The sequence below is a fragment of the Rhodococcus sp. MS13 genome (assembly GCF_013277835.1).
Taxonomy (GTDB): domain Bacteria; phylum Actinomycetota; class Actinomycetes; order Mycobacteriales; family Mycobacteriaceae; genus Rhodococcus_F; species Rhodococcus_F erythropolis.
The window spans coordinates 303,961-319,675 of record NZ_VBTL01000007.1 but is presented as its reverse complement, the minus strand read 5'-3'; the positions used below and the strand labels follow the sequence as shown (position 1 = coordinate 319,675).

General features: G+C 64.0%; 11 protein-coding genes. 10 read left to right on the top strand and 1 reads right to left on the bottom strand.

Going from position 1 to position 15,715, the window contains the following annotated elements:
• The first annotated feature begins 143 nt into the window (after nt 1-143).
• The 3 genes from FEZ59_RS15655 to FEZ59_RS15645 are packed head-to-tail and all read left to right on the top strand — an operon-like array spanning nt 144 to nt 3,540.
• Nucleotides 144-1,604, top strand: a complete 1,461-nt coding sequence (locus FEZ59_RS15655) for an iron ABC transporter permease (RefSeq protein WP_019748453.1) — start codon at nt 144-146, stop codon at nt 1,602-1,604.
• Nucleotides 1,601-2,692 carry an iron chelate uptake ABC transporter family permease subunit gene (locus FEZ59_RS15650; protein ID WP_019748452.1) on the top strand — a complete coding sequence of 364 codons (1,092 nt, stop codon included), beginning with the start codon at nt 1,601-1,603 and terminating at the stop codon, nt 2,690-2,692. Before FEZ59_RS15655 ends, FEZ59_RS15650 begins: the two co-directional genes overlap by 4 nt.
• The gene (locus FEZ59_RS15645) at nt 2,689-3,540 is read left to right on the top strand and encodes an ABC transporter ATP-binding protein (RefSeq protein ID WP_020907760.1); all 852 of its coding nucleotides are present in this window, start codon (nt 2,689-2,691) and stop codon (nt 3,538-3,540) included. Before FEZ59_RS15650 ends, FEZ59_RS15645 begins: the two co-directional genes overlap by 4 nt.
• 10 nt (nt 3,541-3,550) lie before the next feature.
• Here the strand turns inward: FEZ59_RS15645 and FEZ59_RS15640 are convergent, their stop codons facing one another.
• Nucleotides 3,551-6,127, bottom strand: coding sequence for a DUF2156 domain-containing protein (locus FEZ59_RS15640; RefSeq protein ID WP_172932860.1), 2,577 nt, complete (start codon nt 6,125-6,127; stop codon nt 3,551-3,553).
• A gap of 191 nt (nt 6,128-6,318) precedes the next feature.
• Here FEZ59_RS15640 and FEZ59_RS15635 point away from each other — a divergent pair, with 191 nt between their 5' ends.
• The 7 genes from FEZ59_RS15635 to FEZ59_RS15605 all read left to right on the top strand — a co-directional run bounded on the left by FEZ59_RS15635 (nt 6,319) and on the right by FEZ59_RS15605 (nt 15,504).
• On the top strand, nt 6,319-6,732 hold the full coding sequence (locus FEZ59_RS15635) for a BlaI/MecI/CopY family transcriptional regulator (protein WP_003944876.1): 414 nt from the start codon (nt 6,319-6,321) through the stop codon (nt 6,730-6,732).
• A gap of 25 nt (nt 6,733-6,757) precedes the next feature.
• On the top strand, nt 6,758-7,711 hold the full coding sequence (locus FEZ59_RS15630) for a M56 family metallopeptidase (RefSeq protein ID WP_003944922.1): 954 nt from the start codon (nt 6,758-6,760) through the stop codon (nt 7,709-7,711).
• Nucleotides 7,712-7,972: 261 nt separating this feature from the next.
• Nucleotides 7,973-9,937: a DEAD/DEAH box helicase gene (locus tag FEZ59_RS15625; RefSeq protein ID WP_172932859.1), complete on the top strand. Its 1,965-nt coding sequence runs from the start codon at nt 7,973-7,975 to the stop codon at nt 9,935-9,937.
• Nucleotides 9,938-10,155: 218 nt separating this feature from the next.
• A complete protein-coding gene (gene gndA, locus FEZ59_RS15620; RefSeq protein WP_007730904.1) occupies nt 10,156-11,613 on the top strand; it encodes an NADP-dependent phosphogluconate dehydrogenase in 1,458 nt (485 codons plus the stop codon).
• Nucleotides 11,614-11,675: 62 nt separating this feature from the next.
• Nucleotides 11,676-13,178, top strand: a complete 1,503-nt coding sequence (locus tag FEZ59_RS15615; protein WP_020969621.1) for a DEAD/DEAH box helicase — start codon at nt 11,676-11,678, stop codon at nt 13,176-13,178.
• Nucleotides 13,179-13,182: 4 nt separating this feature from the next.
• Nucleotides 13,183-14,064, top strand: coding sequence for a DMT family transporter (locus FEZ59_RS15610; protein ID WP_020907757.1), 882 nt, complete (start codon nt 13,183-13,185; stop codon nt 14,062-14,064).
• A 3-nt stretch (nt 14,065-14,067) separates the two neighbouring features.
• Entirely contained in the window at nt 14,068-15,504 is a 1,437-nt protein-coding gene (locus FEZ59_RS15605) for a GuaB1 family IMP dehydrogenase-related protein (RefSeq protein WP_020907756.1), read from the top strand.
• The last annotated feature ends 211 nt before the right edge of the window (nt 15,505-15,715 follow it).

The following is a 15,715-nucleotide window of genomic DNA, read 5'->3' as shown; positions in this document are numbered from 1 at the left end:
AATTCAAGAGTAAAGAACTGTGACGCTGGGCACCGCATATTCACAGGAACGTCCCCCGCAGGAAGCGCACCCGCATAGGGTTCCGTAACCTAAGATGCGAATTCCCTGCGCACCAAGACCAGGAGCTCGAACCGCCAGTGACGATGATCAAATCTCTCGGGAACGGACATCCCCGAGGACCCAGCGAGACGTACGGACGGCGCATCGTGCCGCGCGGCCCCGCTCCTGTCCGAATGCGTGTCCTGGCTGGACTTTTCGACGCGGCGGTGTTCCTACTTCCGTTGATCGTCGGCTGGTACATCGTCCAGTCGCTCCGTGACGACAACGGTGGCGGCGAGGCCGATCGAGCAGTCTTCGGCGGGACAGCAATAGCCATCGCCGTCGGTCTCCTTGTGTGGAACCTCGGATTCCGTGAGGGGGCAACCGGTCGGACCTCGGGGAAGGGATGGGTTGGCCTGGTCACGCGTGACGCGACCACCAAACAGCCCATCGGTGTCCGCCGGGCTCTGCGCAGACCGTTCGACCGAAGCGGCATCGAGGTGGTCCGAGAAAGCACGGCCCGCGACGAGGGCTTCGAAGAACTCGCACGCGACAACAGCGTCGGTGCAACTCGCCGGCGCCGCCTGATCGGACTCGCGGTCCTCACCGTGCTGCTCGCGCTTGTGATGCTCGCGAGTATCGCGGTGGGTGCTCGTCCACTGACGTTCGCCGAGATCTTCCACGCGCTCTTCAATTCGGACGGAACTCAAACGGACATCATCGTGCGGACGTTGCGCGCCCCACGAACGATTTTGGGTCTTGTTGTCGGAATTGCACTCGGTATCGCCGGTGCCTTGATTCAGGGACACACGCGCAACCCGTTGGCGGATGCCGGTCTACTCGGCCTCAACGCAGGCGCGGCGTTCTTCGTGGTCATGGCGATCTACCTCTTCGGCTTTACGGCGCCGAGTCAGTACCTCTGGTTCGCGTTCGCAGGATCCTTCGTCGCCAGCATCGTCGTTTTCGGCTTGTCTTCCATCGGAAACGGCGGCGCAAGTCCTCTGAGTCTGGCTCTGGCGGGCGCAGCCGTCGCGTTCTTCCTGCAAGCCATGACCAACGCCGTGATAATCCTCGACCAGACGAGCCTGGACGCCTACCGTTTCTGGGTTGTCGGGTCGGTGTCCGGTCGCGGGTTCGACGTCCTCTGGCAGGTCCTGCCTTTCCTGATACTCGGATTGGTCATCGCCTTGGCAAGTACGCCGGGGCTCAACGTCCTCAGCTTGGGTGAAGACGTCGCAAAAGCCTTGGGAACGAACATCGCGTTCAGTCGCACACTCGGCATCGTCGCGATCACCCTGCTGACCGGCGCCGCCACCGCGGCGTGTGGTCCGATCGCGTTCATCGGTTTGGTGGTCCCTCACGTAGCCCGGGCCATCACCGGACCCGACTACCGCTGGCTGGTCCCGTACGCGGGCTTACTCGGCGCGGTCATGTTGATCACCGCGGACATCATCGGTCGCGTGGTCGTGCGCCCTGGTGAGTTGCAGGTCGGCATCATCTTGGCCCTGTTCGGCGCTCCGTTCTTCATCGCTCTCGTACGCCGCAGGAAGTTGGCAAGTCTGTGACGCTCAAGCAGGAACTCCGGGTACTCCCCCGGACCGTCCCCTCACGTAAGTCGATCCGCCTCGGTGGATTCTCGCTGGTCTACCGCCCACTCGCGGTGTCGGTGAGCATTGCCCTCGCAGTTGCGCTGTTCCTTCTGCTTTGCATCAACATCGGGCGGGGCGACTATCCGATCTCGATCCCCGATGTCATTTCGGTCCTGCTCGGCAATGGCAGCAAGACACAGAACCTGATCGTCTTCGACCTTCGACTTCCTCGGTCGCTCACCGCGCTCTTCATCGGTATGGCACTCGGCATTGCCGGTGCGGTCACCCAGACGATTGCGCGCAATGCCCTCGCCAGCCCCGACATCCTCGGAATCACGGCTGGATCGAGTGCCGCCGCAGTGGCACTCATCGTACTCGGCGGGGGTGGCTCGTTCGTGGGACTGCTTGCCACACTGGGGATTCCGTTGGCTGCGCTCTGCGGCGGCCTACTGACAGCAGTGGTGATCTACGCCTTGGCGTGGCGCAAGGGCGTCGAGGGGTTCCGCCTCATCCTGATCGGTATCGGCATCAACGCCATGCTGGTGGCAGCGACGGGATGGCTCCTCATCTCGGCGGACATCAACGACGCTTCTCGCGCACAGGTGTGGCTCAACGGTTCACTCAACGGTGCCACCTGGAATCAGATGTGGCCGGTCGCAATCGCCGTCGCAGTAGTCGGCGGCTACGCGGTGATCGCATCGTTCACCATGGGAGCGCTGCGGTTGGGCGACGACAACGCAACCTCACTCGGTGTTCGCTTGCAATCATCACAGGCCAAGTTGTTGCTTTCCGCCGTGGCACTGGCCGCCATCGCGACCGCAGCAGCAGGTCCGGTCGGCTTTGTCGCCCTGGCTGCGCCACAGGTCGCCATGCGTCTGGTGCGCTCCGCCGGCCCGCCCATCGTGGCTTCCGCGCTGACCGGTGCTGTACTGGTGGTAGGCAGCGACGTCATCGCTCGAACAATTCTGCCTGTGGAACTCCCCGTCGGAATCGTGACTTCCGCACTGGGCGGCCCGTTCCTGCTCTACCTGTTGGTTCGTAACAATCGGAAGGTCACAGCATGACCACCATCGCCCAGTCCACCGATGCTCCTTCGCGTCTCGTCGCGCAGAATCTGACGCTCGGGTACGGGGATCGCATCATCGTCGACGGACTCGATCTCGAGATCCCCACCGGCGTGATCACGACGGTCATCGGACCCAACGGTTGCGGCAAGTCGACGCTCTTGCGCGCGCTCGGTCGTCTGCTCAAGCCAAAGGGTGGATCGGTCATCCTCGACGGCAAGGCGATCAGTTCGATGAAGACCAAGGAAGTCGCGCGGGTGCTCGGAATGCTCCCCCAGACTCCGGTTGCGCCGGAAGGGCTCACCGTCGCCGATTTGGTCTCACGTGGGCGCCACCCGCACCAGTCGTGGATCAGGCAGTGGTCCGCGGACGACGAGGGCGAGGTCGCCGAAGCGCTCGAGCTGACCGGTGTCTCGGATCTCGCCGATCGGCCCGTCGATCAATTGTCCGGCGGTCAGCGTCAGCGAGCCTGGATCTCGATGGCTCTCGCCCAGGGAACCGACATCCTGCTTCTCGACGAACCGACTACCTATCTGGACCTCGCGCACTCGATGGAAGTCCTCGACCTGGTGGATCAACTCCACGAGGAAATGGGGCGCACCGTGGTGATGGTTCTGCACGACCTCAATCTCGCGGTCAGATACAGCGATCATCTGATCGTGATGCGCGACGGCGCCGTCGTCGCTTCTGGTGTCCCCAAGGACATCATTTCCGCGGAACTTCTGCTCGAGGTGTTCGGTCTCGAAGCTGCGGTCATCGACGATCCCGTCTCGGATCGGCCGCTGATCGTTCCGATCGGAACCCGGCACGTGTTCGGTGCCGTCGGCGGGCCGGCAAAGCCTGCGTGACGATCGCGAATCAGCGACCCAGAATCGTCCGAACGAGTTTGAATCCCTGACCGATCGTCACGGTCGGCAGGTATGCCCGTCCGACCGCGTTGCCGATGCTCGGCAACGCGGCTGGATCGGCGAATGTCATGTGCATCGGCACGTACCGCGGCTGGAACTTCGATTTGAAGGCCAGCAGCGATCGAAATCCGTACACCGGTTCAAGGGTGCGACCGAGTAGGTCGAGCACGCTGTCCATCATCGCCGAGAAAGTCGTGGCCTCCGGTTCGTTCGCATTCCTCTCGGAGTCACCGGCGATTGTTGCCAGCGGTGCACCGGACAGACTGAGGAACTCGACGCCCTCCTCCTCCTCCAATTTCAGTGCAGCGGAAGCGATGAGGAACTCCATCGCGGGACGGAACCCTTCGGAGCGTCGCCTCATGAAGTCGAGTGTCCACCCGACGACTTTGCCGTCCCGGTACACCGGTAGCCACGACGTGACACCGTGCACGGTGCGATCCTCGTCGACCGCGATCAGGCATCGCACTTGTTCGTCGTCGACCTCGTCGAGTCCGCCGAGGGTGAATCCCATCTCGGGCATCCCCTTGTCCGCTACCCACTCCTCCGAGATCGCGACTATCTGATCCTTGATCGCGAGAGGTGCATGAGGGAAGGAAATCCACTCGGCGGTGATACCGGACTTCTTCGCCCGGTTCAGTGCTGTGCGCACGTCCTGGAACCGCTTTCCTGTGAACGCGACTTGTCCCAGGTCGAGCACGGTTTCCTCGGCGACCTGTAGACCGCTCCAGCCCATCGAATCGGTGATGGTTCGGGCGTCGTCGGTCACGGAATAGAAGCAGGGAATCCAACCGTTCGACGACGCGAACTCGGCGAACCCCTCGATCGCCGCGCGCATGCGATCTGGAGGACCGACCGGATCACCGGTGGTGAGAGCAACGCCGGCGATGACGCGATACGCGACGTAACTCGAACCGTCCGCGCTGAACCAGTAGGTGTTCCCCTTCCACGTCGTCATCCACGACAACGGGCTGCCGGTACCGGCGATCAACATGGATCGCGCTCGTTCGGCGGCTTTGGGATCGGCGGTCTTGACCGGCTTGAGGAAACTCACGAATACCAACACGGCGGCAACGCCCCAGAACACGACGCCGGTCCACTCGAAGAGCAACGTCGACTCGATGTCCACGGGAAGCAGGCGCGGGTCGATCAACTGCAGGTACACCGGCGGTACAAGGCGCTGTGGGAAGTCCGCGAGCAGCATCGTGACCGTGGGCTCGCGGTCGAACCCGTGCCTGGCGAGCATTCCGCCGCCGACGTAGATCACGGCGAGGACCGCGAGCAAGGCCACGATCGCAGCACCGAGACGTCGGTACGTCTTGGCCGGGGCCGCGACGTCGAAGTATCGACGTGTGGCGATCAGCAGGATCAGCACGAAGAGCGGTGTCAGGAACGGCACCAGAGTTCGGTACACGTTCGGATCGCTGATTCCGTAGAACAAGCTGTCACTGTCGACGGCGTCGACGAACCTGATGACGAAGTTCCCGATCGAGAGGACGAGTAAGACGACCTGAGCACAGACAGTCGCAATCCAGGCGAATCTGCGGCCACGACGGAGCCCATCGCTCAACACCAGCACAAAAATCGACGGCATCAACGAGAGCAGAGTCGGCCCGATCCCCGAGAGTCTCAGCTCGAGGAGGCCGCGTCGGCAGTCCGGATCCGACGCGGATTCGGCGCACAGCTCACGTACTTCTGCGACGGTCCAGGGAACACCACGGAAGAGATCGCGGAGTACGGCGAGTGGGCCAACCGCCTGTGGGGACAGCGCGGCGATCATCGGGCCGATCGCACTTGCCGCGACGACGATGGCGACCAGGACACGGCCCTCTCGCTGTGTCCCGGCGATGCGTCCACCGCGAGCCGATCGTCCGACGATCCACTGTCCGATCACCAAACCCACCACAGCGGCAAAAAATCGGATGACATCTTGCAGCTGACCACTGAACAAGGCCAAGGTGATGGCCAAAGCCAGGGTTCCGACGCGGATGCGGCGACGCCACAATGTCCCCATGTTCGAGCTGGCGGCCATCGCGGCGCCGACGATCCACGCGCTCGCGCCGACAGCGGAGCCGACATGGAGGCGGAACCCCCAATTGGAGTCGAACACTTTCACGAAGGATGCCCAGCCGAGCCCGAGCAGAACTCCCAAGATTTGAGTGCTTGCGCCGGCGATCGCCAGCTTGATCGTTCCCATCCGCCGTTCGAGAGGTGCAGCGACCGCAATCAGGAGAACGCTCGCGCCGATGTACCCGAGCAGGTTTCCTGCCCACAGCGCGGAGCTCAGTGGAATCCAGACATGTCCGTGCTGGATCGAGCCCATTCCCGCACCGATCGTGTGCTCGAGATCGCGGGACGGTCCGTGAACGAGGCTGCCGGTTGCGGCGCCCAGTATCCACATAGTGAGAAGTAGGACGACCGTCAAGGGTGCGTCGCGAATGCCGAAACGGATGAAGCCGGCAGCTTTCTGCGTGACTACCCGCGCCCGTGATGTCGATTCTTCGGTGCCCGGCGAACTGTCGATCGTCATCTACGTGCGGCTACTTTCTGCGGATCGACTGTTGGCTTGCAATTATCGGGCATCGTCATTGTCGGGACTTTGGTCGTCTCACACCACCGTAACCGTCACGCAGATCACTATGGCCAATACCACACCCCCACCGAGGCGGTTACTACTACCAGTAGTACGTATTTCGTCGTGGAAGTCCGTAGAATCGAAGAATGGCAGGTCTAGGTGAACTCGAACGCGCGGTGATGGATCATTTGTGGTCCACATCGGAACCGCAAACTGTGCGACAGGTGCATGAAGCACTCGCGACGCATCGCGAATTGGCGTACACGACGGTAATGACCGTTCTGCAGCGCCTGGCGAAGAAGCATCTGGTGATTCAGCAGCGTGACGATCGCGCCCATCGCTATCTTCCCGTCAACAAGCGCGAAGAACTGGTCGCGAGCCTGATGGTCGACGCGCTGGCCCAGGCCCCGGAGTCCGGCGGTCGCGCTGCGGCACTCGTCCACTTCGTGGGACAGGTCAATGCTGACGAAGCCGATGCTCTCCGCGAAGCGCTCGCTGCCCTCGAGGTGCGCGAGTCCGCGAAAAAGGCTGCGCAGCCCGGAATTTCTAGGCCGAACTGATTTCGTCGTGCATGATGTGTAGGACATGAACGCCACTACTGCACTGGTTTTCGGACTGCTTGCCTTGTTGCTGGCCGGTCCGGTTCCCGCACTCCTGAGCCGCTCCACGTGGCCTTACCGCGCTCCACGCGCGGCGTTGGTTCTGTGGCAAGCCGTCGCAATTGCTGCGGTGCTGTCGGCATTCAGCTCGGGCCTGGCCATTGCCAGCCAGCTGCTCGTTCCCGGCGCTGACGGTAGGCCGACGACGGCCCCGACCGCCGAAATCGATGCACTCGGGCTCCCGCTGTGGATTCTGTACGTGGTTGTTTTTGCCCTGACGCTCCTGATCGGCGCGAAGCTGATCTTCTCGATAATCCAGGTCGCTGTGAGAACCCGACGTCGCCGTGCACGTCACCGCGTGTTGGTGGACCTTCTCGACGACTGCGCCATGCCCGCGTCGGTGGAACGCACACCCGATCTGCGGGTGCTGGACGTGGACGAACCGATCGCATACTGCCTGCCAGGTCTGCGCCAACGCGTGGTTCTCAGCCAAGGCACTCTGCAGAACCTCGATCATGCCGAGGTCAAAGCAATCCTGACGCACGAGCGTTCACACCTGCGAGCTCGTCACGATCTGGTCCTCGAGGCTTTCACGGCCGTCAACCACGCCTTCCCCCGTTTCGTCCGTAGCAAGTCGGCTCTGGGATCGGTACAACTGCTGGTGGAGTTGCTCGCCGACGATTCAGCTGTGCGGGCTACCGGTCCCACTCCCCTCGCGCGGGCACTTGTCGCGTGTGCCGGATCGACGGCACCCCGCGGAGCGATGGCAGCGGGCGGCCCGTCGACGCTCATCCGAGTGCAGCGCCTCTCGGCCGACGATGCAGATCCCCGCATCGCAGTTTTTGCGTATCTCGGGGCGGTCGCGATTCTCGTGGTTCCCACGGTTGCGGTGGCTGTGCCCTGGCTCACCGAACTTCGACTGCTTTTCAACGCATACTGAGTCTTGACCTGCGCAACCCCGTGTAGTAGTGCAGGTCACAGGCGGGGCTACCTGACTTCGGTGTCCCCGGTGGCGTAGAGTGGACCACGGCCACCATCGTGGTCCGTCAACATATAACGGCACACAGCCCAATTCCCCGCAGTATGCGTTCGGATTGCCAGGTGACATGTGCCCTGGCTCGTCCCTTTGCGAACTGTGTCGTGTATTTCAGCATGGCTTCTTCCGCTCCGCGACGTGCCCGTAGTCCGGAGAGGTTTCCGCGTGACCAACGCTGTCCAAATGTCGTCTTCCGAGAACATCGAAGACCCCACCGTCAACACCCCCGCTGCCGAAGAAGCAGTCGCAACCGAGCCGGGTATCACCTTCGCCGAGATCGGCCTGCCCGAGCAGCTTGTTGCCGCATTGGCGCGCAACTCCATCACCGTCCCGTCCCCCATCCAGGCGCAGTCCATCCCGGACGCGCTCGCCGGAACCAATGTTCTCGGCCGCGCACAGACCGGATCGGGTAAGACCCTCGCCTTCGGCCTGCCGATGCTGACCCGCCTCTCACGCCACGAAGATCGCCCGGCCGCCAAGCGTCCCCGCGCACTCGTGCTCGTCCCCACCCGTGAGCTTGCTTTCCAGGTGGTCGACTCCCTCAACTCCTACGCCGGCGCACTCGGACTCACGGTTCGTCCCGCTGTCGGTGGAACGCCGTTCGCCAAGCAGGTCGATCAGCTTCGCCGCGGCGTAGACGTCCTCGTCGCAACGCCGGGTCGCCTGGGCGATCACCTGCGTCAGGGCACCTGCATCCTCGACTCGGTGGAAATCACCGCACTCGACGAAGCCGATCAGATGGCGGACATGGGCTTCCTGCCCGAGGTTCGCTCGATCCTCGGCGAGACCCCCGCAGACGGACAGCGTCTGCTGTTCTCGGCAACCCTCGACCGTGAGGTCCAGTCGCTGGTTCGTCAGTTCCTGGCCAACCACGTCACCCACTCCACCGAAGACGGCCGCGCAAGCGTCGACACGATGGAGCACTACGTCCTCCTCGTCGATCGTGGGCAGAAGGATTCCGTCCTCGCCGAGATCGGTGCCCGCGACGGACGCACCATCATGTTCGCCCGCACCAAGCTCGGTTGCGAGGGAATCACCGATCGCCTCCGCGCAGTCGGCATCGCTGCCGAGTCGCTTCACGGCGGCAAGGCACAGAACCAGCGCACCCGCGTCCTCGAGCGTTTCAAGAACGGCCGCACCCCGGTCCTCGTCGCAACGGACGTTGCAGCGCGCGGTATCCACGTCGACGGCATCGACCTCGTCGTTCACGTCGATCCCCCGGCCGACCACAAGGACTACTTGCACCGCGCTGGTCGTACCGCTCGCGCCGGCGAGAAGGGCACCGTTGTCGCCATCGTGCTGCCCAACCAGAAGCGTCAGTTCAAGCGTCTGACCGGAATGGCCGGCGTCAATGCCGCAGCCGTTGCCGTCACCCCGGGTTCTGCTGAACTTGCTCGCATCACCGGCGCCAAGAAGCCGACCGGAGAACCCTTGCGCGAGAGCTCTTCTCGTGGCGAGCGTTCCTTCGGTGATCGTGGCGGAAGCCGTGGCGGCTACCAGGGCAACCGCTCTTCCGGCGGCTACCAGGGCAACCGCTCTTCGGGTGGATACCAGGGCAACCGTGACGGCGAGAGCCGCGGCGGATACCAGGGTGATCGCTCCAGTGGTGGTTACCAGGGCAACCGCGACAGCCGCCCCTCGACCGGATACCAGGGCAACCGCTCTTCCGGTGGATACCAGGGAAGCCGCGACGGCGAGAGCCGTGGCGGATACCAGGGCAACCGCTCTTCCGGTGGATACCAGGGTGATCGCTCCAGCGGTGGTTACCAGGGCAACCGCGACAGCCGTCCGTCCTACGGAGACCGCGACAGCCGCCCGTCGACGGGTTACCAGGGCAACCGCTCTTCGGGTGGATACCAGGGCAACCGTGACGGCGAGAGCCGCGGCGGATACCAGGGCAACCGCTCTTCCGGTGGATACCAGGGTGATCGCTCCAGCGGTGGTTACCAGGGCAACCGCGACAGCCGCCCCTCGACCGGATACCAGGGCAACCGCACTTCCGGTGGATACCAGGGCAACCGCGACGGCGGCGACAACCGTGCAGCCTCGACCAGCGGTGGCGGCTTCCGCAGCCGCACCGACCGTCGTAGCTATGACGGATTCGACGGCCCGAAGCGCGAACAGCGGTAATACCTGCGCTGAGCTGCGGCTCGACAACTGAACACTGAGAACCTTCCGGCTGTGCCGGAAGCTGTATCGAGACGGATGCAGGTCACTGCAATTAAAGTGATCTGCATCCGTGTTTTGTATGCACGGTCTGAATGTTCACGCGCGTCGCGGCCGCACCGTTTTCGGCTGCGCACAGCGCAGGATTTCACAGCCGCGGACCGAGAGGGAAAGCTGTAAGTATGTCAACCACTAGCACCGAATCACCCCGAGCTCAGATCGGCGTCACCGGCCTGGCCGTCATGGGTTCGAATATTGCCCGCAATTTCGCCCGCCACGGTCACACCGTTGCCCTGCACAACCGCAGCATCGCGAAGACCGATGCCCTGATCGCCGAGCATGGTTCCGAGGGCGATTTCGTGCGCACCGAGACCGTCGAGGAGTTTGTTGCCGCACTGCAGAAGCCGCGACGCGTCCTGATCATGGTCAAGGCCGGTGCCCCGACCGACGCCGTGATCGAAGAGCTCGCGAACGCCATGGAGCCCGGCGACATCATCATCGACGGTGGCAACTCGCTCTACACCGACACGATCCGTCGTGAAGCAGCGATCCGCGCCCGCGGTCTGCACTTCGTCGGCGCTGGTATCTCCGGTGGCGAAGAAGGCGCACTCAACGGTCCGTCGATCATGCCCGGCGGCCCGAAGGAGTCCTACGAGGCTCTCGGCCCGCTTCTCGAGTCCATCTCCGCTCACGTCGACGGCACCCCGTGCTGCACGCACATCGGCCCCGACGGCAGCGGTCACTTCGTCAAGATGGTGCACAACGGCATCGAGTACGCCGACATGCAGCTCATCGGCGAGGCGTACAACCTCTTCCGCGACGCACTCGGTTACGACGCCGGTCAGGTCGCAGACGTCTTCACCGAGTGGAACAAGGGCACGCTCGAGTCCTACTTGATCGAGATCACCGCCGAGGTGCTCCGCCAGGTCGACGCCGAGACGGGCAAGCCGTTGGTCGACGTCATCGTCGACGCTGCCGAGCAGAAGGGCACGGGCCGCTGGACGGTCAAGTCCGCTCTGGATCTGGGCGTGCCGGTCACCGGTATCGCCGAGGCCGTTTTCGCTCGCGCACTGTCCGGTAGCCGCAATCAGCGCGCCGCAGCTCAGGCGCAGGGTCTGGCCGCCGGCTCTCTCGGCGACAAGCCTGCTGACGCCGAGCAGTTCGCCGCCGACATCCAGGCCGCGCTGTACGCGTCGAAGATCGTGGCGTACGCGCAGGGCTTCGATCAGATCGCTGCCGGCAGCGCCGAGTACGACTGGAACCTCAAGCCTGCCGACCTGGCGACGATCTGGCGCGGTGGCTGCATCATCCGTGCGCAGTTCCTCAACCGCATCAAGGACGCGTTCGACGCGGATCCGAGCCTGCCGAGCTTGATTCTGGCGCCGTACTTCCGTGAGGCCATCGAGGCAGGCATCGACAGCTGGCGCCGTGTGGTCGCCACCGCGACGATGCTCGGCATTCCGGTACCGGCGTTCGCGTCTTCGCTCTCGTACTACGACGGTCTCCGCGCGGAGCGTCTGCCGGCCGCCCTGACTCAGGGGCAGCGCGACTTCTTCGGCGCGCACACCTACGAGCGCATCGACAAGCCGGGCAAGTTCCACACACTGTGGAGCGGTGACCGCAGCGAAATCGAGGCCTGATTCACAGCGGGTATCGGTAGATGCGGTCATCTGCGTCTACCGATACCCGGTAGCCTGGACAAATGCAGGAATCGACGATCGACTCGCCCACCTCGACCGAAGGGCGTTCGTTCGTCGACCTCGGAATCCCCGCCGTGATGGTGCACGCGTTGCGCCGAAGCGGCATCGATGCCCCCTTCCCCATTCAGTCGGCAACCATCCCCGATGTCCTTGCCGGCCGCGATGTCCTCGGGCGCGGCGCGACGGGTTCCGGAAAGACTCTGGCCTTCGGGCTTCCGATGCTGGTGCGCCTCAAGGGCGGGGCGAGCAAGCGGAATCGTCCGCGCGGTTTGGTGCTCGCTCCCACCCGTGAGCTGGCGATCCAGATCCACAAGGCACTCGACGACGCTGCTACCGAGATCGGTTTGCGTGTGGCAAATGCGGTCGGTGGCGTTCCGATCAAGCGTCAGGCCGACATCCTTGCACGCGGCGTCGATCTGCTGATCGCGACCCCAGGGCGCCTACTCGACCTACTCGAGCAGAAGTCGGTGATTCTCGACGACGTCGTGATCACGACCATCGACGAAGCCGACCACATGGCAGACATGGGTTTCATCGACGAGGTTGCGAAGATTCTCGACACGACACCGAAAGACGGTCAGCGCCTTCTCTTCTCGGCAACACTCGACGGCAAGGTCGACGATCTGGTCGCGGGTTACCTGCGCAATCCGGCGTCGCACTCGACTGCTCCCCCGGTTGCCACCGTCTCGACCATGGAGCATCACCTGCTCTTCGTCGACCGCGACGACAAGAGATCCGTTGTCGCACATATCGGTTCACGGGCGGGGCGGACCATCATGTTCGTCAAGACCAAGCACGGTGTGGATCGTCTTGCGCAGCAACTACATTTGATCGGTGTCTCGGCCGGCGCCCTGCACGGCGGCAAGACGCAGAACAACCGGACCAAGACCCTCGCGTCGTTCTCCGACGGGACGACACCGGTCCTGGTCGCCACCGATGTCGCCGCGCGCGGAATCCATGTCGACGACGTGACGCTCGTCGTTCACGTCGATCCCCCGGCGGAGGCGAAGGACTACCTGCACCGGGCCGGCCGGACGGCACGCGCCGGGGAATCGGGCGTCGTCGTCACCATCGTCACCGACGAAGAACGTGATTCGGTCGAGAAGTTGACCAAGCAGGCAGGTATCAAGGTTCACGGCGTGCGGGTTCGTCCTGACGATCTGGAGCTCACGCGCATCACCGGCGCGATGGAGCCGACGGGAATACCGGTCGAAGCTCCCGATACGACGGTCGCCGTCAAGCACACCGCCAAGCGTGGCCGTCAGGAACACGACACTGCAGGCCGGACCGCTGCCGGAGGCCGGATGAAGAAGGACGGAGACAAGCGCGCGGCTTCCTCGCGGCGCGTCACCGATCCGAAGAGTGTGAAGAAGATCCGTGCGGACGGCACTCCGGTCCCGACCCGTTCGGAGCGTCTGGCGTCCAAGGGCTTGACCCCGCGTCGCGGAGCACCCGGCGCAGGAAAGCCGTCTGCCGGAAATCGGGCGGGCAAGCGCGCACACTGAGGGAATGGGTGATCTTCCACTGATCTCTGTTCTCTGCGCACTCGTCGCCGCGCTTCTCTTCGCGTGTGCCTCCGTCGCTCAGCAGCGCGCCGCGTCTGCGGTTCCGGAGGGCGAGGCGTTGGTGGCGTCGTTGATTCGCAGTCCTCGGTGGTGGGCCGGGCTGATCGGTGACGGCGGCGGTTACGTCATGCAGGCCGTTGCACTGTCGTTGGGTTCGGTGTTGGTGGTGCAGCCGCTGATCGTGACCTCGCTGCTGTTCGCGCTGCCACTTTCGGCCAGGTTCTCTGGAATTCGCATCACCCGTTCTGCGTGGTCGTTGGCGATCATGCTCGCGATTTCCTTGGCGATCTTCCTCGTAGTCGGCGATCCCACCGAGGGAGACAGCAACGCTCCGTGGTCGGATTGGGCTGTGCCCCTGACGATCACGGTCGCAGTGGCCGTGGTCGCAACTATCGGCGGCTTGTCCAAACTCGACGGTGGCTGGCGCGCTCTGCTTCTCGGCTCCGCGGCCGGAATCTTCTACGGCGTGGCCGTCGCATTCACCAAGTACGTCACCGACCTACTCGGACACGGCGTCGTCGGGGTGATTTCGGCATGGCAGACGTGGGCGCTGATCGCCTCGGGCGCAATCGGGGTCTACCTCCAACAGCGTGCTTTCCAGGTCGGGCCCCTGTCGGCGTCACTACCCGCCCTGACGATCGGCGAGCCGATCGCGGCCATCTTCCTGGGGATGACGGTTCTCGACGAACGCCTCCGCGTCGACGGTCCCGGAATTGCTCTCATCGGGTGCGCCGTCGCCGTCATGATCATGACCACGATCGCCCTCTCCCGCTCACAAGCGCGCGATACCGAGGGCGCTACGGCGGAATCGACGGTAGGCTCGTGAAACGTGCAGTTCCTCGAAGGGCAACGCCCCCCATACGACCTGACCTACGACGACGTCTTCCTCGTCCCTAACCGGACCGAGGTCACCTCTCGGTTCGACGTCGATCTCAATTCTTCCGACGGATCCGGAACGACCATTCCCGTCGTCGTCGCCAATATGACCGCAGTCGCCGGCCGCCGCATGGCCGAGACTGTCGCCCGCCGCGGCGGACTGGTCATCATTCCGCAGGACGTCCCCACTGACGCTGTCGCCGAGACCGTGGCGTTCGTCAAGAGCCGCCACCTCGTCGCTGATACGCCGGTCACGCTGAGTCCGGACGACGCCGTCTCCGATGCGCTGGCGCTGCTACCCAAGCGTGCACACGGCGCAGTCGTAGTGGTCGAGGACGGCAAGCCTCTCGGTGTCGTCACCGAGGCTGCCTGCGCGGATGTCGATCGGTTCACTCGCCTACGTACCGTCGCGATCACCGACTTCGTCACCGCCCCGGTCACCGCCACACCGCGTGAGGTCTTCGAACTGCTCGAAACCAAGCACGATCCGTTGGCCGTCATCGTCAACGAGGACGGAACCCTCGCCGGCGTCCTCACTCGCACCGGCGCGATTCGTGCCGGCATCTACGACCCCGCAGTCGACGATCGCGGCGCACTCCGAGTCGCTGCGGCGGTCGGTGTGAACGGTGACGTGGGCGCCAAGGCCAAGGCACTCGTCGACGCCGGTGCCGACGTGATCGTCGTGGACACGGCTCACGGTCACCAGCAGAGAATGATCGATGCGCTCACCACCCTCAAGGCGCTCGACCTCGGCGTCCCGTTGGTTGCAGGCAACGTGGTGTCCGCACAGGGAACCCGTGATCTGATCGCCGCAGGCGCGGACATCGTCAAGGTCGGCGTCGGGCCCGGAGCCATGTGCACGACTCGCATGATGACCGGCGTCGGACGCCCACAGTTCTCGGCCGTCGCGGAATGTGCTGCAGCAGCACGTGAGCTCGGCAAGCACGTCTGGGCCGACGGCGGCGTTCGCCACCCTCGCGACGTTGCACTCGCCCTCGCGGCGGGCGCGTCGAACGTCATGATCGGCTCGTGGTTCGCCGGCACGTACGAGTCCCCCGGCGATCTCAAAGTCGATCAGGCGGGCAACGCGTACAAGGAGAGCTTCGGTATGGCCTCCAAGCGCGCTGTTGCCGCTCGCACCGCCACCGAAACGGCTTTCGATCGCGCCCGTAAGGGATTGTTCGAGGAAGGCATCTCCAGTTCGCGGATGCGTCTCGATCCCGAGCGCCCCGGAGTCGAGGACCTGATCGATCAGATCTGTTCCGGCGTGCGCAGTACCTGCACGTACGCGGGTGCGCGCTCACTCGAGGAGCTGCACGAGAAGGCAGTTCTGGGAGTACAGTCCGCCGCCGGATTCGCCGAAGGACGGCCGCTTCCGTCTGGTTGGTGAACCACGTTCTGTGACAGTCGGCGGGTGCTCGGGTCCCTACTCCCGGGCACCCGCCGGTATCATTGGATCCGTAAACAGGAAACAAAACTCGGTCGGGTGCCCATCGGCGACCCGACCGAGCCCGCTACAGCCGAGAAATACTCGGCTCCGACGAGAGGAACCCGGTGCCCGAGGCACCCACACACTTACCCGGCGCTACACCCGTCGTTTT